This is a genomic window from Streptomyces synnematoformans (assembly GCF_039531005.1).
GTDB lineage: Bacteria > Actinomycetota > Actinomycetes > Streptomycetales > Streptomycetaceae > Streptomyces > Streptomyces synnematoformans.
Genome location: NZ_BAAAPF010000004.1, coordinates 41,896 through 60,801 on the forward strand (window position 1 = coordinate 41,896; position 18,906 = coordinate 60,801).

29 protein-coding genes are annotated in these 18,906 nt (G+C 71.4%); all 29 read right to left on the reverse strand.

The window, feature by feature from the left end; translation table 11 throughout:
• Window positions 1–4 precede the first annotated feature (4 nt).
• The 29 genes from ABD317_RS02400 to ABD317_RS02540 all read right to left on the reverse strand — a co-directional run bounded on the left by ABD317_RS02400 (window position 5) and on the right by ABD317_RS02540 (window position 18,772).
• Entirely contained in the window at window positions 5–2,092 is a 2,088-nt protein-coding gene (locus tag ABD317_RS02400) for a phage tail tape measure protein (RefSeq protein WP_344287308.1), read from the reverse strand.
• Between the two features lie 3 nt (window positions 2,093–2,095).
• Window positions 2,096–2,251, reverse strand: coding sequence for a hypothetical protein (locus ABD317_RS02405; protein ID WP_344287310.1), 156 nt, complete (start codon window positions 2,249–2,251; stop codon window positions 2,096–2,098).
• The gene (locus ABD317_RS02410) at window positions 2,248–2,655 is read right to left on the reverse strand and encodes a hypothetical protein (protein ID WP_344287312.1); all 408 of its coding nucleotides are present in this window, start codon (window positions 2,653–2,655) and stop codon (window positions 2,248–2,250) included. The genes ABD317_RS02405 and ABD317_RS02410 overlap by 4 nt, the downstream gene beginning before the upstream one ends.
• Window positions 2,656–2,791: 136 nt before the next feature.
• Window positions 2,792–3,295 (reverse strand): hypothetical protein, encoded by a 504-nt coding sequence (locus ABD317_RS02415; RefSeq protein WP_344287314.1) that lies wholly within the window; start codon window positions 3,293–3,295, stop codon window positions 2,792–2,794.
• A complete protein-coding gene (locus ABD317_RS02420; RefSeq protein ID WP_344287316.1) occupies window positions 3,295–3,705 on the reverse strand; it encodes a phage tail protein in 411 nt (136 codons plus the stop codon). The genes ABD317_RS02415 and ABD317_RS02420 overlap by 1 nt, the downstream gene beginning before the upstream one ends.
• A 15-nt stretch (window positions 3,706–3,720) precedes the next feature.
• Window positions 3,721–4,455, reverse strand: coding sequence for a hypothetical protein (locus tag ABD317_RS02425; RefSeq protein ID WP_344287318.1), 735 nt, complete (start codon window positions 4,453–4,455; stop codon window positions 3,721–3,723).
• A gap of 2 nt (window positions 4,456–4,457) precedes the next feature.
• Window positions 4,458–4,901: a hypothetical protein gene (locus ABD317_RS02430; protein WP_344287320.1), complete on the reverse strand. Its 444-nt coding sequence runs from the start codon at window positions 4,899–4,901 to the stop codon at window positions 4,458–4,460.
• A 1-nt stretch (window position 4,902) separates the two neighbouring features.
• Window positions 4,903–5,082, reverse strand: a complete 180-nt coding sequence (locus ABD317_RS02435) for a hypothetical protein (protein ID WP_344287322.1) — start codon at window positions 5,080–5,082, stop codon at window positions 4,903–4,905.
• Between the two features lie 13 nt (window positions 5,083–5,095).
• Window positions 5,096–5,692, reverse strand: coding sequence for a phage gp6-like head-tail connector protein (locus ABD317_RS02440; RefSeq protein WP_344287324.1), 597 nt, complete (start codon window positions 5,690–5,692; stop codon window positions 5,096–5,098).
• 4 nt (window positions 5,693–5,696) lie between these two features.
• Entirely contained in the window at window positions 5,697–5,954 is a 258-nt protein-coding gene (locus tag ABD317_RS02445) for a hypothetical protein (RefSeq protein ID WP_344287326.1), read from the reverse strand.
• An 84-nt stretch (window positions 5,955–6,038) separates the two neighbouring features.
• Window positions 6,039–7,427, reverse strand: a complete 1,389-nt coding sequence (locus tag ABD317_RS02450) for a phage major capsid protein (RefSeq protein ID WP_344287328.1) — start codon at window positions 7,425–7,427, stop codon at window positions 6,039–6,041.
• A 142-nt stretch (window positions 7,428–7,569) separates the two neighbouring features.
• Window positions 7,570–8,241, reverse strand: a complete 672-nt coding sequence (locus ABD317_RS02455) for an HK97 family phage prohead protease (protein ID WP_344287330.1) — start codon at window positions 8,239–8,241, stop codon at window positions 7,570–7,572.
• Window positions 8,238–9,458, reverse strand: a complete 1,221-nt coding sequence (locus ABD317_RS02460; RefSeq protein WP_344287332.1) for a phage portal protein — start codon at window positions 9,456–9,458, stop codon at window positions 8,238–8,240. Before ABD317_RS02460 ends, ABD317_RS02455 begins: the two co-directional genes overlap by 4 nt.
• A gap of 9 nt (window positions 9,459–9,467) precedes the next feature.
• Window positions 9,468–11,006, reverse strand: a complete 1,539-nt coding sequence (locus tag ABD317_RS02465; RefSeq protein WP_344287333.1) for a terminase — start codon at window positions 11,004–11,006, stop codon at window positions 9,468–9,470.
• Window positions 10,972–11,217, reverse strand: a complete 246-nt coding sequence (locus ABD317_RS02470; RefSeq protein ID WP_344287335.1) for a hypothetical protein — start codon at window positions 11,215–11,217, stop codon at window positions 10,972–10,974. The genes ABD317_RS02465 and ABD317_RS02470 overlap by 35 nt, the downstream gene beginning before the upstream one ends.
• Window positions 11,218–11,304: 87 nt before the next feature.
• On the reverse strand, window positions 11,305–11,550 hold the full coding sequence (locus ABD317_RS02475; protein ID WP_344287337.1) for a hypothetical protein: 246 nt from the start codon (window positions 11,548–11,550) through the stop codon (window positions 11,305–11,307).
• A gap of 14 nt (window positions 11,551–11,564) precedes the next feature.
• Window positions 11,565–11,855, reverse strand: coding sequence for an HNH endonuclease (locus ABD317_RS02480; RefSeq protein ID WP_344287339.1), 291 nt, complete (start codon window positions 11,853–11,855; stop codon window positions 11,565–11,567).
• A 51-nt stretch (window positions 11,856–11,906) separates the two neighbouring features.
• Entirely contained in the window at window positions 11,907–12,335 is a 429-nt protein-coding gene (locus ABD317_RS02485; protein WP_344287341.1) for a nuclear transport factor 2 family protein, read from the reverse strand.
• Window positions 12,336–12,483: 148 nt separating this feature from the next.
• The gene (locus ABD317_RS02490) at window positions 12,484–12,666 is read right to left on the reverse strand and encodes a hypothetical protein (RefSeq protein WP_344287343.1); all 183 of its coding nucleotides are present in this window, start codon (window positions 12,664–12,666) and stop codon (window positions 12,484–12,486) included.
• Between the two features lie 14 nt (window positions 12,667–12,680).
• Window positions 12,681–13,220, reverse strand: coding sequence for a hypothetical protein (locus ABD317_RS02495; RefSeq protein WP_344287345.1), 540 nt, complete (start codon window positions 13,218–13,220; stop codon window positions 12,681–12,683).
• 78 nt (window positions 13,221–13,298) lie between these two features.
• A complete protein-coding gene (locus ABD317_RS02500) occupies window positions 13,299–13,667 on the reverse strand; it encodes a hypothetical protein (protein WP_344287347.1) in 369 nt (122 codons plus the stop codon).
• A gap of 267 nt (window positions 13,668–13,934) precedes the next feature.
• On the reverse strand, window positions 13,935–16,031 hold the full coding sequence (locus tag ABD317_RS02505; RefSeq protein ID WP_344287349.1) for an FtsK/SpoIIIE domain-containing protein: 2,097 nt from the start codon (window positions 16,029–16,031) through the stop codon (window positions 13,935–13,937).
• Window positions 16,024–16,386, reverse strand: coding sequence for a DUF6251 family protein (locus tag ABD317_RS02510; protein WP_344287351.1), 363 nt, complete (start codon window positions 16,384–16,386; stop codon window positions 16,024–16,026). The genes ABD317_RS02505 and ABD317_RS02510 overlap by 8 nt, the downstream gene beginning before the upstream one ends.
• Entirely contained in the window at window positions 16,383–16,565 is a 183-nt protein-coding gene (locus ABD317_RS02515; protein ID WP_344287353.1) for a hypothetical protein, read from the reverse strand. The genes ABD317_RS02510 and ABD317_RS02515 overlap by 4 nt, the downstream gene beginning before the upstream one ends.
• Window positions 16,565–17,248, reverse strand: coding sequence for a DUF2637 domain-containing protein (locus ABD317_RS02520; RefSeq protein ID WP_344287355.1), 684 nt, complete (start codon window positions 17,246–17,248; stop codon window positions 16,565–16,567). Before ABD317_RS02520 ends, ABD317_RS02515 begins: the two co-directional genes overlap by 1 nt.
• A complete protein-coding gene (locus tag ABD317_RS02525) occupies window positions 17,248–17,604 on the reverse strand; it encodes a hypothetical protein (protein WP_344287357.1) in 357 nt (118 codons plus the stop codon). The genes ABD317_RS02520 and ABD317_RS02525 overlap by 1 nt, the downstream gene beginning before the upstream one ends.
• Before the next feature lie 129 nt (window positions 17,605–17,733).
• Window positions 17,734–18,390, reverse strand: coding sequence for a hypothetical protein (locus ABD317_RS02530; RefSeq protein WP_344287359.1), 657 nt, complete (start codon window positions 18,388–18,390; stop codon window positions 17,734–17,736).
• Complete coding sequence (locus ABD317_RS02535) at window positions 18,387–18,557, reverse strand: hypothetical protein (RefSeq protein ID WP_344287361.1); 171 nt, start codon at window positions 18,555–18,557, stop codon at window positions 18,387–18,389. Before ABD317_RS02535 ends, ABD317_RS02530 begins: the two co-directional genes overlap by 4 nt.
• Entirely contained in the window at window positions 18,554–18,772 is a 219-nt protein-coding gene (locus tag ABD317_RS02540) for a hypothetical protein (RefSeq protein WP_344287363.1), read from the reverse strand. Before ABD317_RS02540 ends, ABD317_RS02535 begins: the two co-directional genes overlap by 4 nt.
• Window positions 18,773–18,906 lie beyond the last annotated feature (134 nt).

An 18,906-nucleotide genomic window follows, 5' to 3' on the forward strand; every position in this document is an offset into this window, starting at 1 on the left:
AGTGTCAGCCTCCTCCCGGGCCGAGGACGGTCTGGACGTTGCCCCCGCGGACCCGGATCTCCTTACGGAAGATCTTCAGCAGGTCGCCGCGCAGCTCGACGATGACGTGCGCCGGCATCCCTGCGCCGCCGCGGGCCAGCGGCGCCGCCGGGCGGGCCGCCGGCCGGGCCGCGGCGGGGTCGACGAGGGTGGACATGGCCCGGTCCAGCTCCGGCTTCGTCTCGTCGATGCCGGCGACGACGCCCGGCGGGATCCACCGGCCCACCACATCGGCCATCACACGAGAGGGCGAGCCGATACCCAGGGCGGAGGCGATCGGGCCCGGCACCACCGAGCTGGCGAAGCTCTTCAGTTCGCCGGCGAGCCAGTCGCCCATGGACTTCACGCCGTTGAGCAGGCCGCGCACGAGGTCCTGGCCCTTGCCGTAGAGGACGTCCTTCAGCGACCCGATACCGCGTTTGATCTTCCCCGGCAGGCCTTTGACCCAGTCCACCAGCCGGGTCGCCACCCGGACGGCGCCGTCCTTGGCCTGCCCGAAGTGCTTGATCACCCGCCCGGCCAATGTCCAGTTCAGGAAGAAGGACACCATGCGCCCGGGCAGCTTCTTCACGAACCCCAGCACCGCGTTCCAGATCGCGACGGTCCTGTTCTTGATCGCTTTCCAGTGCTTGATGATCCGCCCGACGACCGTCCAGTTCATGAACAGGTTCACGATGAACCCGGCAATCTGCTTGATCTTGCTCCAGACCCACGACCACGCCGCGGCCACCGCCGAGGTCATCGCCTTCCAAGCGGTCTGGAACCACGTCGTCTTCGTGGCAATCAGGACGATGGCCGCGATCAGTGCAATGATCCCGACGATGATCCACGTCATGGGGTTGGCCCAGAACGCGGCGTTCAGCAGCCACTGCACCCCGGTCCACACGGTGGTCGCCGCGGTGACGACGGCCTGCCCGGCGGCGTAGGCCATCATCGCGCCCTTGACCACCAGGATCGTCGCGGCGACCGCGGCCAGGGTGTACGCCAGCGGCTTGAACACCTGCTGGTTGTCCATCGCGAAGGAGATGAACCCGCCGGCGACCTCCGCCAGTTCGGCGGTGGCCTTGCGCTTGAACGACTCCAGGGCCGCGGCCGGGTTGTCGCCGACGGTCTTCGCCATCCGGTCGGCGGCGCCCTCGACCTTGCCGAGGGAATCGACCGCCTTGGACGGGTCGATGGCGAACAGCGCCTTCGACAGGTCCTCGGACTGGGTGCCGAGGAGCTGCTGCGCCAGGGCGTACCGCTCGGTGGGGTCCTTCACCGCCCGCAGCCGGTCGGTGATCTCGTCCAGAGCGTTCGTGGCCTTCGGGCCGCCCTTGGCGAACGCGCCGGCCATCTCGTCGGCGTTGAGCCCGAGCGCCTTCAGCCCTTCCGCGGCGTCGCCGGACTGCACACGGATGTTCAGTTCCTTCATCGAGTCGGCGACCAGGTCCGCGTCGCGGGCCCCGGCCTGCAGGCCCTGCTGGAGGATGCCGGTCGCTTGCTGCCCGCTCAGCCCCAGGTCACGGAACTGAGTACCGTACTCGTTCAGGGTCTCCAAGAAGTCGTCCGACTTGTTGACGCCCTTCTGCATTCCGGCGGTGATGATGTCGAACGCCTCGTCGGCGTCCGCGGCAAGACCGGTCTTGATCATCTGGCCGACTGCGGCGGTGGCCATGGACACGTCCTGGTCGAACGTCTCCGCCAGGGCCAGGGCCTTGATGGTGACGCCCTCCAGCCCGCCCTCCGCGGTCGAGGTGTCGCCGATGTTCTGGTACACGCCGCGGATGGCGGTGTTCACCGTCTCCGTCGAGTCGCCCCACGCCTGTTGGTAGACGCTGGCGCTGACCTTGGACAGCTCGGCGGCCTCCTTGGGACCGACGCCGAGCTGGGCGGCCAGCTTGTCGTTCGCCGCGGACACATCCAGCGCCGCGGTCAGCCCCACACCCATCGCCGCGGCGGCGCCGGCGCCCACGACGTTGGCCGCGGTCGACACCTTCTCGCCGGCGGAGGAGATGGCCTGCGAGGCGCGGTCGCGTGCGACCAGGTTGAACACCAGCGACGTGTCCGCCACGGTTCACCGCCCCCTCTTCATCTCCGCTTCCGCCTCGGCCTGTGCTTCGGCGTAGGCGTCGAGCCAGTCCAGGTAGGCGTCGGTCTCCTCGACGGTGAGCGTGTCCCACGTCCGCCCGACGATCCCCAGCAGGTGGGCGGCGTTGCCGAGCTGCCTCATTCGGCGATCGGCAGACTCGCTTTTCCCTCCGACTCCTCGTCGTAGGCTTCGGCGATCTGCTCGTCGATCTTCTCCAGCGCCGCGGCGCGGGCGTCGGCCGGCGCGTTCGCCTCGACCTCCGCGCGCATCCGCTGCAGCTCCCCCCGGGAGTACTCCAGCGTCAGCTCGTCCCACGCGAAATCGACGTCATCGAACGACAGCCCGCGGTGATCGCGGCGCAGGAACATGAACAGCAGCGCGCGACGGCACAGGCTGTTGCCGTCCGCGACGTCCGCGGTGAACTGCCGGTAGTTGCGGCCGGTCTTGCGCTCCAGCAGCTCCCGGTCGGCGGCCATCAGCTTGTTCGGCAGGTACTTGAAACGCTGCGGCTCGTCCGAGCCCTCCGGCTGGTACACCAGGTACACGTGCGGTTCTCCGTTCAGGTCTGCCGTGATGAGCCGCAGCAACACGGCCTCGGCGGCGCGGGCGGGGATTCCTTCGGCGGTCCGGCTTGCAGTGGTGGCTTGCCGGCGCCGACAGACTCCTGCATGGGTTGTTCCTTCATCGGGCCCGGGCGGCGATGCGCTCGGCCATGGCTTCCATCGCGTTGTGCACGGCGGCCCGGTACTGGGCCTGGCGGCCTTCCAGGGCGCGGTCGAACCACTGGTCCTTGCCGTGCTGCGTCACCCACGTGTCCGTGCCGAACACCGGATGGCGCCAGCCCGACGGCCGGTTCGTGCGCTTGGGGGCGTTGGCGAAGCCGCGCACCCCGGGTGTCTTGAACGCCTTGATGCGGGCGCCGGACCACCGGCCGCCGAGCTTGACCTCGGGCCGGATCTTCCGCGCGATCGACGAGCGCAGCGGCGGGGACGCTCCGGGGCCGGCGCTGCTCATCGACATGATCCCGGACTTCGCCAGGACCGCCGCCGGCTTCAGCTCCTCGCGCAAGTTCTTCGCCAGCTCGCGGCGCAGCTCCTTGCCGTCCTCCTCCGCGCGCAGCGCACGCACCAGGGCCTCCAGGCCCTCGACGGACGCGTGGAGCTCGAACGGCGGGCCGCCGGGCATCAGGACGTGGCCCGGGCCACGGCGCCGGAGGTCGGGAAGCTCACGCCCACCGATGCCTCGTCGCCCACCGACCCCTCGATGGGCTTCCACTCCTTGACCAGGATGTTCCCGGTGTACTCCGGGTTGGAGGTGCCGACCACGCCCTGGTCGGGGCGGATCGCGAACGGCACGACCGTGCCCAGGAGCGGCCACATGACCGAGTCGAGTTCGGTGGCGGCGAAGTCCTGGAGGAAGTCGATGCCCAGCTCACCGGACTTCAGCCCGCCGAGGACCTCCTTCCAGCCCAGGGAGGTGTAGGTCGTCACGTCCTTGTCCTCGACCTCGACGGCCAGCTCGGCCTTCTTGGTGTACTCGGACAGGTCGGTGCCGTTCAGGGACAGGTACTGGGCGAGCAGAACCATCTTGGGCATGGGGATCTTCTCCGATCAGGCGATGCCGAGGGCGGCGGCGAACAGGAAGCTGGGTGTGGTGCCGGTGACCGTCCAGCCCAGACGCCACCAGGTGTCCGTGATGGCGGTACCGGAGGTGCGCAGCGCCTGCCCGCTGGGCGCGGTCGCGGCGGCGAACGTCAGCTGCGTCGTGGGGGCGGCGAAGTCGGAGGCGCTGTCGGACTCCACGTGCACGGTGATCGACGGGGTGGTGCCTGCCGCCGACAGCACGTGCAGCGCCGCGTACAGCCGCTTGCCCGCGGCAACGGCGCCGGCCTCCACGGCGGTGCCGGTGCCGGTGGCCGTGCGGGGCGTGCCGGGCGGGTGCATGATCTGCCCGCGCACCAGCGGCCACGACGACTTCGCCATGCCCGACCAGGGCGCGATCTCGCCCACGGCCTCGCCCTGCTTGTACTCGGAGCGCAGCGCGCGGGTGAAGTACGCCAGCGCGCCCACGCTCGCCTCGCCGGGGCATACCGTCCACGGCCCGACGCCGCCGAGCTGCGCCCATGAGGCGTCGTCGACCAGGCTGGGGTCGCCGGCCTCCCACTGCCCCTCGCCGGTGATCTCAGCGGAGGCGAGGCCGGGCATGACCTCTTTCCACCCCTGCGAGCGGTAGTTCGTGGCGTCCTTGTCCTCGAACTCCGCAGAGACCTCGACCTTGTTGGAGTGGCCGGACAGGTCCGCGGCGACGGCGAACAACCTGACGTCGGTCAGGATCTGCTTGCCCATCTTCAGCCCTCCCCGATGACCTTGATGACGAGTTCGGCGCCGATGAAGTCGGTGCCGTTGTGTTCGAACCAGCGGTAGCCCTGCACGCGCATGACGTGCAGGTCGTGCGCCAGGCCGCCCAGGGCGTACTCGCCGGGGGCGCCGCGGGCCGCCTCGATGGCCTGTTTGAGGCTGGCCGGGCCGGAGCCGGACAGCATGGAGTCGAGGGTGCGCTGGCCGGCGGCGTCGTCGGCGCGGGAGACCAGCACGCGGCAGGTGAACTCCAGCTCGTCCAGCGCCCGGCGCATCGCCCGGTCGAAGCTCTGGGTGTACTCGCCGACGAAGAAGTGCGGCGCCGTGACGGCGTCGGGCACATAGCCGGTGGCGGTCAGCTTCCCGATCCCCTCGGGCAGGACCACCGCGCGGGCGGCGTCTGCCAGCGCGGTACGGATAGCGGAGACCTGCACGTCACTGCACCTCGTCCCGCGCCGGCCGCCGGGACTTGCCGCTGACCTCTTCGGCGACGCCGGCCGCCACCAGGTGCGCGGCATCAGCGGTCGGCAGGTCGGTGGTCTTGCCCTTGGCGGGCCACGGCTGGCCGTTGCGGCGGGCGCCGGGCGGCATCTGCACCAGCATGCGGATCCTCACGTGCCGCTCCTTTCTATGCGAAGCCGGGCAGGACGAACGGTTCGATCAGCGCCCACACGTCCGGGTCACGGCGCGACAGGCGCACCACGCCCCACTCGGCGGAGCCCATGACCCCCTCGGGGCTGTCCTTGCGGCGGTACAGGCGCGCAGCCTGGATCAGCGTCGCCTCGGTGATGTCGTCGGGCACCTCCGGCCAGCCGAAACGGGCCGTGACGCGCACGCGGGCCGTGCCCGCGCCCCAGGAGCCGTACAGCAGCCGCAGCCCGGTCAGCGGCAGCCCGTCGGCGAGGGCGTTCTCGGGGGCCGTCTCGTAGCCGGCCACGGCCGACCACGTCGTGCCGCCGCCGCGCTCCACGACCATGCCCGCGGTATCGCCGATGTCGTCGACCAGGAGCAGGTCGCCGTCCGCCTCGCGGGCGACGCGGCCGTGCACACGGAACGTGCGCTGAACGGGGGCGGGGTCGAGCCAGAAGCGGCGGCCGGTCGTCTTGTCGATCGACCGTGACGCCGCCGCCAGCGCGCTGCTCAGCAGCGTGTCGCGGCTGGTGTCGCTGGTCTCGACACTCAGGCGCAGCTTCAGCTCGGCCAGCGTGCCGTACTCGTTCGCCACGGCGTCAGGTCTTCTCGGCGCGCGGCGCCCGGCGGGCCCGCGGCTTCGCCTTGCGCGGCGCGGCCTCATCGCCCGCAGCAGCCGGCGGCTCCGGCGACTCCGGCGGGTCCTGCGGGTCCTGCGGGTCCTGCGGGGAGGCTGGCGGCTCGTGCCCGCGTAGCCGCAGCTGCTCGTCGACCGCGGCCGTCCGCGCGTCGAGGCCCCGTTGCACGTATCCGGCGCGTTCCCGCAGCAGGGCGGCGATCATCGGGTCTTCGGTCATGCTCCGCTCCCGGGGAGAGGTGGGTTCACCGTGCAGGGCCCGCACCCGGGCGGATGGGTGCGGGCCCTGCGTGGACGGGGTCGGTCAGTTGCCGGTGAAGGTCGGGGTGACCAGGCCGGTGCCGCTGATCTTGCGGGCGTGCGGCTGCCGCTGGAACGTGAAGGCGTAGTAGCCGTAGACGACCAGCAGGATCCCGAGGTTCGCGGCCTTGGGCTGCTCGGCGCGGATGTAGACCGGGGCGTCGGGGTCCTCCCACAGGTGGCACTCCTGCCGGTCCACCAGGTAGATCTCGTCCTCGTTGGTGCCGGCGCCGAGGTTCACCGCGATGTTGTTGTCGACGATCACCGGGGTGCCGTTGGGCAGGATGCCGCGCACGCCGCGGCCGTATGCCTCGGCGTAGTTCGCGCCGAGGGTCTGCGCGACCACCCCGGGCTGGGTGATCAGCGGGTAGCTGGTGCCCATGGCGTTCTGCATCCAGTACCAGCGCCGCGAGTGCATCACCGCGAGGTTGTCGCCGGACGCCTGGTCCAGCAGCGCGGCCTCCACACCGGACAGGCCCTCGATCACCTTCGGGTACAGCTCGGCGGTCGTCGGGTCGGCATCGGTGTACGTCACCGCCGTCGCCGCGGCCGACAGCCCGACCGTCGCCACGTTGAGCATGGTGGTGTCCAGGCGGCTGCCGTAGGCGCGGAACAGGTCGTCGAGGATGACGTTCTCGACGCCGGCGCCGCGCTCGACGGACTGCCGGGAGGCGGTCTGCTGCCCCGCGGCGGTACGCACGGGGACGGACAGCTGCGTGTCGTCCATGTCCTGCTCGGCCGCCGCGTCGTTCTCCGCCGACTGGTTGTCGACGTCCGTGCCGGTGGTGACCCGCGAGATCTCCACCGTCATGCCCTGCGCGGGCAGGGTGTGCATGCGGCAGGCGTCGGCGAACGGCCGGTTCGTCCGCGCCAGCGGCGCGTACATGTCGGTCAGGTACTGCGGGATGACCAGGCCGGCGAACGCGCCGGTGCCCACCGCGCGCAGCTGCTGGCCGCGCTCGGTGCGCTCCTCGGCCATGTGCCGCGACAGCCGGTCCCGGGCCTCGTAGTCGCCCAGGAACGCGCTGAGCACGTCCTGCTGGAACCGCGCGCCGCGGCGGTCGAGGTCCGGCCGGTAGGTGCGCTCCTCGGCGCCGACGCGGGCAACCCGGTCGTGGGCCGGCCGCGGGACGCCGGTCGGCGTGGTGCGCTGCTGCAGGGCGGCGATCTCCTCCTCGCGGGCCTGCTCGGCGAGCAGGCCGTCGAGGGCTTCCTGGCGGCGGGTGACCTCGGCGTCGGCGGCGTCGCGGGTCTCGACGCGCGCGGCGACGGCCTCCTCGGTCAGCTCCGGGTCGGAGCGCAGCGCCAGCAGGGCGTCCTGCTCCTGCTGGCGGGCGGAGATCGCGGCGGTCAGCGCCTGGCGCGCCTGCGCGATCAGCTCTTCGAGCGTCATGGCTCGATCTCTCCTCTGTGAGATGGGATTCCGTGACGCCCCGGTCCAGGTCAGACGGCCACCCGAGGCAGCGGCGCCGGGTGGGCTCGTGCGCGCAGAGCGCAGGGCAGTACTCCCGCCGGGCGGCGGGAAGATCAGAGGTTCAGCGGGCCAGCGCGATCTCCAGCAGCGCCCGCGCCCGCGAGGGCTTCGCGGCGGGCTCACGGCTCAGGCCGGCGCCGGTGTGCGGGTTGGCGCCGTAGCCGACGATCGCGACGTCGCCGCGGTGGATGTCGTAGCGGGTGATCCGGTACTCCGTGTAGTCCGGCGACCATTGGCCGGCCTCGATACGGAACGCGAACGACATCTCGTCGACCAGCCCGGCGCGCAGCTTCGGCGCGATGTACGCCACGTCATGGTCGCCCGGGTCCAGCGCCGGGGCACGCACCGACAGCCCGGTGTCATCCTCGTTGAGGAACAGCGTGCCGGTGGTGGTGCGCGCCAGGCGGCGCAGCTGGTCGTGTCCGAGGACCAGCGGCACGTCGAGGTCGCCGCGCGCCAGGGACTCCGAGCCGGCGCCGGCCGAGACGACCTCGGTGTACGGGCCGTAGAAGTCCCACATCTCGTAGCCCTGCTCGTACACGCTGGCGTGGCCGGTGAACTCCAGCAGCCCGCCCTCGCCGTCGCCGGTGTCGCGGACCTCGACGCCGGACAGGGCGGCGCGGACGGCGGCGCGGGCGCCGGCGGGCTCGGCGCAGCGGCGCTGCGAGGGCCGGTCGGCGCGCTGGCGGACGTGCTGGGCGCGGGCCGCCGCGGCGGCATCGCGAGTCGTCATGAGGAATCTCCCGAAGCGGCGGCGGTCGTGGGTGTGGTGCGCGGGCTGCCGAACAGCCGGTCGAACTCGGCGTACTGCTCGTCGGTGAGCGGCGGCTTCTCCTCCAGCGCACGCGCTTCCGAAGGCGCCAGGGTGCGGGAGTCGATCTGCGTCTTGAGCACCTGGGCGCGGGTGGCCGGGTCCATGCGCAGCAGCGCGTCGCTGTTGAGCTTGACGTACCGCGGCCCGGAGACCAGGCCCCGGCTGAACGCATCCTCGCGGCGGCCGACGGCCGGCCCCAGGTTCATGATGAGGAACTGCAGGTTGCGCTGGGTGATGTTGGCGTAGGTGATGCTGCCGCCGCCGGAGGAAGCCGCGTCGATCAGGTCGGCCGGGCAGCCGAAGAACCGGGCGACGTCGGCGAGCCCGAACTCGCGCGCTTCGATGAACGCGGACTGCTGCGCCGCGGACTGGATCGGCTTGTACTCCCAGTCGTTGCCGTGGACGAACAGATCACCGTTGGCAACCGACGCCTTGAACTGATCCTTCGCGATCTTCGCCTGTGCCTTGTCGATCGTCTTGGCGGTGTTCTTCAGCTCGGCGATCGGGATCGCGCCGCCAGCGAACCAGTCCCGCGCGAACTGCTGCGCGTTCAGGCCCTCCTCGATCGTCCACGCCGCATACGCCACCGGCGACAGCCCCAGCGGCAGCCCGGCGACGGTGTACTGCCGTTCGTGCCAGATGTCCGCCGGGTCATAGACCTTGCCCGCCACCCGGACCTCGGTGATCTGCGAACCGGTCGCGCGGACGGTCACGTCCGACAGCGTCACCAAGTCGATCCGCGCCGGCAGGCCCCGCCCGTCCGGGCCGATGACGCCGGAGCGTTCGGTGGTGATGCCGAAGGCGTTCCCAGCCCGGTCCAGGTCGAACTGCGTGGCATACAGCCACTGCCGCATGCTCATCTCCATGCCGCCCGGGGAGACCAGCACCGGCGGCTTGGGCACCTCCACCTGCACCCCGGAAACGCGCCGGTAGACGTCCACCGGCATCGAGCTGACCAGGTCCGCCCGCAGCCGCAGGCACGCCCACACCGCGGAGTGCCGCAGCGCCGTCTCGTTCGTCACGTGCACCGACCCGGTACCGGTGCGCCGCTCGCGGGCCTGCGCCAGCAGATCCTCCGCAGTCGTGATCTGCGCGTCGCGGGTGAACGCGCCCCGCAGCTTCGACCACACGCCCATGCCGCCCCCTCACCCGAACGAGTCGGCGATGTCGTAGTCGTCCTCGACGAGCGGGCCGCGGATCAGCAGCGCCCAGCGGGCGAACGTCGCCGCGCACAGCGGGCTGATGTCGACCAGCGAGTTCGTGCGGTCCAGCGTCCAGGCGTCCCCCACCCGCCGGGTACGGGCGCCGTTCACAGCCGCGGTGAGCGACACCTGGTCGGTGTGCACGGCAGTGCCCTGGTTCATCGCGTCGGCCAGCTGGCCGCACGCCTCGACGATGTCGCCGGTGCGCATCACCGCCAGCTCCCCGCGCTGGGGATGTTCCTTGTCCACCGGCACATCGATCCCGGCGGCAACCAGGTCGTCGATCAGCGACCCGGCCGGGGCGCCGGCGCCGGCCACCGCCACGGCGACGGGATTCCACAGCCGCCGCAGCTTCACCACCGCCGGTACCACCCAGTCCGTGCCCGGCCGCCGCGCAACGACTTCGAGGTGTACTCGGCCGTCGGCGCGCAGTGACGACGCGGCGATCGATGTGCTGGCGCGGTCCTGCGACACGTCGATGGCGAACGCCACGTCCCGCGTCGGCCGGCTCTTCGCGTCGACCAGCGCGGGCCACTTCGCCTTGGGCACGTTCGGGTCCGTCGGCGGCGCCTGCTTACGGGTGCGGTTCAGATAGGCACGGTCGAACTCCGCCGGATCCAGCTTCTCCAGCTCCGCGCGGATCGTGTCCTCGGTGACCGTGTAGCCCAGCGCCGGCAGGCAGGCCCGCCACGTCGCCGGGTCATCCCGCGGCAGATCCTCCGGGGCGTACCACTCGAAGTACGCCGTCCGCGGGTGCACACCGGTCTCCCACAGCCGCTCCACCAGTCCCCGGCCGGTCTTGCGCTTGCGGTTCAGCCACACGGACTTGTCCGTGCCGCCGGCGGACGCCCACCACAGCTGCGCCATGGCCCGGGTCAGCATCGCCGGGGAGAATGCCTGCTCCAGCCGGTCATCCTCATGCGCAAACGCCTCGTCGATCACCCCGAGGTCCAGCGGCGGGCCGTGCCCGGCCTTCTCGGTGTTCGCGGTGATGCCCAGCAGGCTGCGGGTCCGCGACCAGATGATCGCCTCGTTGCCGTTTGTCTTCCGCGTCCGGTACTTCCCCGCCAGGCTCGAGGCGTCCAGCGTCTCGAGGAACTCGTCCTCCCACCGCTGCCGCGCCATGCCCCGGGTCTGCGCCGCGTACACCGCCCGCTGCCGCCGCCAGGCCGCGATGCGGTGCACCATCGCACCCAAGATCTCCTGCGTCTTGCCCTGCTGCCGCGAGATCGACAGCCCCACCTCGCGATACGCGAACAGCCCGGTCTCGGGGTCGATCTCCAGGGCGACGTCGTACACGTACCGCTGCCACGGCATCGGCTCGTACCCGAGCCGTTGCATCACCGTGCAGCACTTCGGCCCCAGCGTGGGGAAGGCCAGCCGCCGCGGCGGCCCCCACAACGGCGGGCAGGTCAGGCCGTACAGCTCGCGCAGCTGCTCGGCCAGTTCAGCCGGGGTCTGCCAGGTCTCCGAGGTCGTCATCGTCATCCTCGGGAGCCCTCGCCTCCAGCAGCTGCGCCAGCGTCTGCCGTAGCTCGCGGTTCAGCTGCGGGAGTTGCTTGCCGTCCTCACCGCCGCCGGCGTCGATCTCGGCCGCCAGCCGGTACGCCATCTCCGACAGCGACGGCTCCACGCCCACCAGGTCGCCCAGCTGCTCGACGTCGTCGCGGACGGCCTTCTCGACGGGCCCCACAGCCGCCCCCTTTCATGATCAACAGCCGTGATTGGCTGCGGGGGGAGAAAAAAGAAAGGTGGGCGCGGGGTGGAGACGGCTCGGTGATCAAAAACCGGCGACGATCGAGCGGAACGCCTTGCCGTGATCAGCCATGAGCTGCTCCACGGAGGGCATGTCGTCGCTCGCGATCCAGCCGCTGCTGTAGCCGCAGTTGCACACGAGGTGGACGAGCCCGGTGCCCTGGCACTCGGTCCATCCGGCCGAGGAGGGGCGTTGCTCGGCCTGCCGGAAGAGGTGCAGCTCGTGCCTCTTGGTCCACTGCTCTGTCGTGACGCTGATGGTCATGGTCATGGCTGCTCCTGATCTCACGGTCCGGCGAACCAGTCGACGGAGGTGACGAGCTGGGTGACTGCGGCGAGCGGCTTGTCGCTCTTCTCCGAGTTGCACTTGCGCAGGCAGACGGGGCAGCCGTGCACGCCGTGGATGGGGGCGAGGTTGTCGGGGTCGAGGCGGGCGCCGCCCTTGGTGACGGGCACGATGTGGTCGACGGTGTCGGCGGCTCCGTGGCCGCACACGATGCACACGTCGGACTCGGCGAGGACGCGGGCGCGGAGCTTGCGGTACTCGTAGCTGGTCAGCTCGGAGCGGTCGGCCATGTGGTTCCTCGTGTGCCGTGCCCCCGGGTGTCTGCTCGGCGGCTCTCGGCGTCAGCAGTCGTCGGTTCGCCAGTGGCCGTCTTCGAGCGCCCAGCGGGCGCCTTCGTCGTCGCCGGGCTGGGGCTTGTCGAGAGCCTCGATGCCGGTGGTGCCCTTGACGACGGCGCTGTCTTCGTTGATCTCCAGGATGTCCAGGGACTTCAGTTCGATGTCGCCGTAGAGGGTGTTGGTGAGATCGATGGTCTTGGTGAGTTCCTGCTTGCTGGTCTTCTCCCGGCAGCGGGTGGAGGTCAGCTCCTGGATTGCGTCGACGTTGCCGTCGTTGACGGCGTCCATGCGGTCCTGCACGGCCTTGCGGAGCGCGGCTTCGCCGGCCTGGGTGGCGCCGTCGCCTGCGTCGCCTTCGTCGTCGCTGCCGCAGGCGGTGAGGGTGAGGAGTACGGCGGTGGAGGCGGCGAGGATGCCGGTACGGATGCGCATGGTCCCCCCAGGGATGGCGTGTTGGAGGGTGCATCGTGGCACAGCGAAGGCCCTGATCGTCGTGGAATCAGGGCCTTTCGGCGTCTGTGTCTGCCCGTTTTCGGGCAGGCTGGTCTGCCCCGAGTGTTACAGCAGGTGGTGAGGGTGGTCAAGCTGCTGCGGGGTGTGCGAACTGCCGGACCTCGTTGAGGTCGACGAGGGCGCGGCCCTGGCGGTCGTGGCCGTGTCGGGTGAGGCGTCCGCGGTGGAGCCAGACACGCAGGGTGCCGGCGGGCACGCCGGTGGCGAGCTGGGCGGCTTGGGTGTCGACGAGGAGGGGCTGAGGCGCCATGTGTCCATGGTGCGCTACTCGCCCTGGACTCGCCTCCGCGCTTGCCACTCGTGTAGGCGGTTCATGAGCTGCTTCTCCGTGTCCGTGGGATGCTCTGAGCGCCCGTATGTGATGCGCGGCTTCCCATCCTCAGTCCACAGGATCTCGGGGATTGGCGGCCTCTTGAACCCCATCCGGGAGAGATGCCAGCCCCATTCCGCGGACTCCCGCATCACTTCCTCAATCGCCTCCCTGCGCAGCTCCCTGGTGTTCGGGGACTCAAAGGCGACCCTGTGGCCTTCCGGGCCTACTGTGAACCCTCCTTCGTTGGCGATCGCATCGAGTTGGTGATCAGGCTGCGCCGCGATTTCGGCTGCGCTCTCTGCTGCGCTCTCGGCTCTCGTGAGTTCCATGTCCATGCCCAGTGCGCTCATCCGCATGTCGTGGTTGGAGATCACGTACTTGAGGAACGCCCTCAGCCTGGTGTCCCGCTTGACGATCACGTAACCGGCTGTCGCGAGCAAGAGGACCGTGATGGGCCACTTCAGGGACGATATGAACTCCAGGACGCTCACGTGCCGCTCCCTTCACAAGCGTGGCCTCATCCTGCCTGGCCTGGCCTCCGGCGTGGTCTCGGTTCGTGCGTTTTCACGTCACGGGCAGTTGGTTTCGAGCGCCGGCCAGGCGTCGGGCTTGTTGGCGCGGCCGTAGTCGGCGAAGGCTCGGGCGTCGGCGTACCAGCGCGCGCGGCAGACGTACCGGCTGGCGTCGGTGCTGCGGACGACCTTGACGTAGTACAGCTCTTGCCCGTCGTCGAGGCCGGCGGCGAAGTCCTCGATGGCGGCCTGCGCCGTTCTGGGTGTGGCGTCGGGCATGACGAGGTCGGCGGTGCCGGTGACGGCGTCCTGGGCGTGGTTGGTGACGGTGTACACAGGTGGGGGTGCCGCGTTGGTGCCGGGGGCTGCGGAGGCGGTCAGCGGTAGGGCGACGGCTGCAGCGGCGGCGAGGGTGCGGATTTTCATGGTCTCCCCCTGTGTGGGTGCGCGCGTGAGGGTAGCGGCGGCGTGGGCGTGCTGGGCATGGGCCGGATGGCCTGTGACGGGGGTGGGTTCGGCCGCCGGGGTGTCTCCGGGAAGGCACTGTGGGGCCCGTTGGCGGCTGCTGCCGCGTGGGCCCGAAACCCGATATCAGCGCAGGCCAGATGCGGGATGGGGCCGATATCGGGGGCGAAACCGGTTTCGGGTGAGGCGATACCGGATCGCCTTCCCGAAACCGGCTCTGTGGGCCCGCTACGGGGCTTCGTCGGCGCCGTCTGAGGTGGGCAGGTCGGCGTACCTGACGCCTTTGGCGCCGCCGCAGCACTCCCGGATGGTCAGCTGCCGCGTGGGCACCTTGTGGGGCTTCAGCGCGGCCGACAGGGCGGTTGAGCGGGCGGCGGCGTCGTCCTCGTCCATCCACGGCCCGTACAGGTCCGGCCGGTGCGCGGCGAGCGCGGGGACCAGGCGGTGGGAGTGGACGGCGTCGGCGCGGTCGGGCCAGATCGCTTGGAGGTGGTCGACGACCGTTTCGGTGTCGATGTCCTCGACGGTCTGGCCGGCGGCCTCCCCGGTGAGGGTGCCGGCGGCCGTGCGCATCGCCAGGGCCCGCGCGCCGACCTTCTCGGCTTCGGTCTGCTTGATGAACGCGGCGCGGACGGTGGAGCCTTCGCGGCCGCGGGCGAGGATGCCGGTGCCCTGCTCGTCGACGCTGATGTCGGTGGCGCGCAGGCCGCGGTCGTGGGCGCCGGTACCGAGCACGTTGTTGTTCGCCCGCCACTCCATGACGGCCAGGCACAGGCGGGTGCCGAACTGGGCGGACACGCCGGTGGGCAGGGACGGGGCGTCGGGGTTCTGGGTGAGCAGGATCAGGATCATGCCGTATGCCCGGAACTTCTTCGCGGCCTTGGTGCACAGCGCTTCGGCGGTGTCCTTGTACTCGGGGTGGGTGAACAGCTCCTGCGCCTCATCGATGACGATGACGATGGGCCCGAGGTTCTGCTCGGGGTAGCGGTCGACGAGTTCGCGGGTGATGCGCCGCCCGTCGGGCACCTCCGACGCGGGCAGGCTCTTGACGAACTTGGCGCGGCGTTGCTGTTCGGCGATGGCGGTGCGCAGGCCGGCGACGGCGGCGGCCATGTCCTCGTCGTCGTCGCCGGAGATGTAGACGTGCGCGATGGGCTTGACGGCGTCGAGGTCGCCGGAGCCCTTCAGCTCGTAGATCCGCATCTGGGCCGTGGGGTCGAGGGCGACGCCGAGGAGGATCGCCAGGGCGCAGGACGTCTTGCCGGAGCCGGGGATGCCGCCGACGAGGAGGTTGGAGTACATCAGGCGGATGGTGACGAGGTTGCCGCGCGGGTCGAACCCGAACGGCAGGGCCTCGAACACGTCGGCTGCGCCCTTGTGCATGAGGGGCCACAGGCGGCGGGGGGCCTTGGCGGGGTCCTGCTGAGCGACCCACAGCACCAGGCGCCCGGGGTGGGCGGCGCGGTCGCCTTCGGGCCACACGGTGGAGATCGGGCGGCGCATCGCGGCGGCCAGTTCCTCCCGCTTCTCCAGCACCGCGGACGCCTTGATGCCGCCCGGCAGGTCGACCTCGGCGCGCCAGCCGGGCCCGTCGCGCTGGACTTCGGCGGCGAAGCGGCTGCCTTCCTGGCCCTTGCGCGGGGTGATGCCGATGGCCTCCAGGGCGCGGAACACCTCGGTGGAGGTGAGGGCCTTGAGGGTGTCGACGGCGACGTAGTGGGTGATCAGGGGCCGGTCCTGGGTGCCGCCGGCGAGCCCGAGGAGCGCCGCCGCGGCGGCGCCGGCGGTGGCGAGCATCCACCCGGGGGCGAGGAGGCCGAAGACGAGCGCGGTCAGGCCGGTGGGTACGGCGATGACGAGGGTGAGGATGCGGCGCGGCCGGACGCGGCGGGAGTGCTCGCGCGAGAGCTGCAGCCACGCGTCGACGTCGGCGGTGGTGGCGGCTTTGGTCTCGACGGGGCGGGCTTCGGTGTCGGCGACCCACCGTGCCCAGCGCGCGGTGAGGCGGGCGGCGCCGCGGGGTGCGCGGCGCCACAGCCGCAGGAGGTAGACGGGCAGGCGCACGAGGTGGAAGCCGGCGCGGTGAGCTTGGTAGGTGGCGCCCCAGCGCAGCGCGTTGCGGAGCTGCTCGGCGCTGCGGAGCCAGGCGGGGACGACGGGCGGGGCGTCGGCGAGGTAGGCCCGCTTCTGCTCGGCCCAGGAGCCGGCGTGGGCGGCGGTGTCGGGGCGGTCGACGGGGGTGGGGTCGGGGTCGTTCTCCAGGTGGTAGACGTCGGCTTGGCCGCCGGGGGCGACCTTGATGAGTCGGGTGTGCTGTTCAGCCACGGCGGCCTCCCTTTCGGCCGCCGGAGACGGCGCCGACGACGTTGACAATGGCCCACGCGATGACGGCGACGGTCAGCGCGAGCACGGCGAGGCTGATGGCGAGGCTCGTGAGCGTGGCGACCAACAGCGGGCCCAGGAACACGCCCGCGGCGACGGCGCCGCCGCCCATGCCGGCGCCGAGCGCGAGCCGCTGGGCGGTGCGGTCCGGCGGCGCCTGGTGGATGTGCACGACCTGCGGGGGCTGGGCAGGTGTCTGAATTTCAGACACCTGCCTCTGCTCGGGCAGTGGCGCGGGCTCGCGCGGCACCGGCCGGGTGTTGTCGAACTGGTAGCGCTTCGGGAGGCGGTCGCTCACGGCGTCCACCTCCGCAGGCGCCGGGTGAGCGCGGGACGGGCGAGGACGCCGACGAGGAACGCGACGACGAACGGCTGCGCGAGCAGCTGCAGGGCCGCGGTCGCGATGGGCGCGCCGAGGGTGTCCGGGTAGACGAGGAGCAGCCCGAGGAACGCGCCGAGGAGGAACGCGGTCTTCATCAGGACACCGCCTCGGGGAGCCGGGACGGGTCGAACAGGTTGCGTCCCCTGGCGTCCCGGTCGGCGGGCTGGAGGCGTCCCTTGGCGACCCAGCCGCGGACGGTGGAGGGGTCGACGCCGTACCGCTCGGCGACCTCCGAGGACGTCATGAGACGCGGCTCGGCGGGCACGGCGTCCTCGGCGTGCTGCTCGTCTTCCGGGGTGTCCTCGGCCGTCTCGCCGGTGTTCTGCGACTGACCTCCTTCGGGGAGGTCTGTGGGCGGGGCCTGGCGGGCGGCGAGGTAGCGGTAGACCTGGTTCATCAGCGCGCCGAACGCGAGCAGCGCGGCCACCGGCGGCACCGCGGCCACCACGTAGTCGAGCGGGGCGGCGTCGGAGCCGACGCCGGCGACGTTCAGCGCGATGGAGCCGCCGGCGCCAGCGACGGTGAGGCCGATGGCCCACCAGTCGATTCTGCGGGCGAGGCTGGCGCGGAGGATGAGCGCTTCGCCGACGACGATGAAGCAGTCCAAGCACGCGGGCCAGGCCCAGGCGCGGATGTGGTCGGAGCCGAGGCCGTGACCTCGGGCGACGAACGCGAGGTGCGCGTAGCTGAGCCAGAAGGCGCACAAGGTGAGGAGCGCCGTGAAGACGGCGGCGATGGCGGCGAGCCAGAACTGGGCGCCGCGGGCCTGGTCGCTCATCACGGCAGCTCCCCGTCGAGGGCGTCGAGGAGGGTGGCGAGGGCGGCGGTGGTGGCCGCGAACGCTTCGACGACGGCGCGGGAGTCGTGCGGGTTGATGCCCCGGTAGTGGGCGAGGATGCGCCGGGCGACCTGGCGGGCGGTGTCGAGCGGCGGCATGTGGCTGGGGGGCCAGGTCTGGCCGAGGCCGTCGCGGTGGTCGCCGTCGTGCCCGGCGGCCAGGGTGCAGGGGATGCGGTGACTGCCGATGGCGGGGCCGTGTTCCCAGCCGGGCTTCCGGGCCCCGCAGGGGGCGCACGGCGGGGTGGGGCCGTCGGGGCTTGCGGACGCGTCGGAACGCGGGAAATGATCGGTCACAGCCGACTCCTTGCTCGTATCAAGGTGTTCGGTCAGGCCCTCGGTTGGGATTGGCGTCCCGGCCGGGGGCCGTTCTATTTGATGTTGTACGGGCTAGCTTGGCACAAGATCAGATGGTTCGTAAGGGTTTCAGCGCCTCAACTCGGCGGTGTCCGCCGGGCGTTCACCGCCGTCCGCCTCCTCCCAGTCGCCGGTCTTGAGCGCGAGCCACGTGCTCGGCGGATACGGGGTGCCGCACCACCGGCAGCGGACCTCCGTCGTGCCGGGCGGGACGCGCAGGACGGCGGCGCACACCGAGGCGTCCGGCAGGACGGCGGCGCACTCCCCGATGCGCAGCGTGGGCTCGCGCGGGTCGACGATCGACAACACGTCGCGTTCGAGATCGCGGATCTCCTCGGCCATGGCGCCGGCGAGCGGCCACGACGCGGCGACCCACTCCAAGTTCAGGGACAGCCCGCGGGACGCGGCCAGGACGCGGCGTTCGACGGTGCCGGTGATGGCGGGCTGGCCCCATCCGCGGTCGGCCTGCATCGCCGAGCGCCAGGCCTCCAGGACGCCGGCGATGCCACCGGGGCCGCGGAGGTTCAGCACGGGCTCGGATACGGGCAGGGGCGCCTCGGCGGGGCGTGCGTGGCCGAGTTCGGGGCGGCGGCCGGCGGGCTGCAGGAACGCGGCGAGCGCGTCGTACAGGCGCGGCATGCGGTCGAGGGTGCGGGCCGTGGCCAACGTGCAGCCGGCGCACAGGTACCCGGCGGCCTCGTTGCGCTCGCAGAGCTGGCAGGTCATGCGTCGCCCCGCGCCGACTCGGCGGCCTCCGCGCGCTGGGCGGCGGCTTCGAGGGCCTTGCGCTCGCGGCGCTCGTCGCGGGCCTGCAGAACGAACTGGACGACCAGGAGGCCGTTCGTGCCGAGGCTGATGCCTGCGATCAGCATGCTGATCTCGCCGGTGGTCATCGCTGGGTCCTCTCGATGTCGTCGAGCTGGGCGTGGACGGCGAGTTCGGCGTCGCGGGCGGTGGCGTCCGCGGCGGCGGCCTGGCGGGTGGCACGGTCGCGTTCGCGGCGCATCTGCCAGCGGACCAGGCGCCAGATGCCGCCGAGGCCGGTGAAGACGAGGGTGACGCCGAGGACGGCGCCCAGGACGACGAGGCCGAAGCCGGAGGTGGTCATGGCCTACTCTTTCGTGACTCTGTGTGGTGTCGGACCCTTTGGTGTCGGACCCGAAAGGTCCGACAGAGGTGAGCGGGCCGACCTGGGCTTTCGCGCGTACCGCGATTAAGAGTTGAGTTAATTTGTCTAACTAT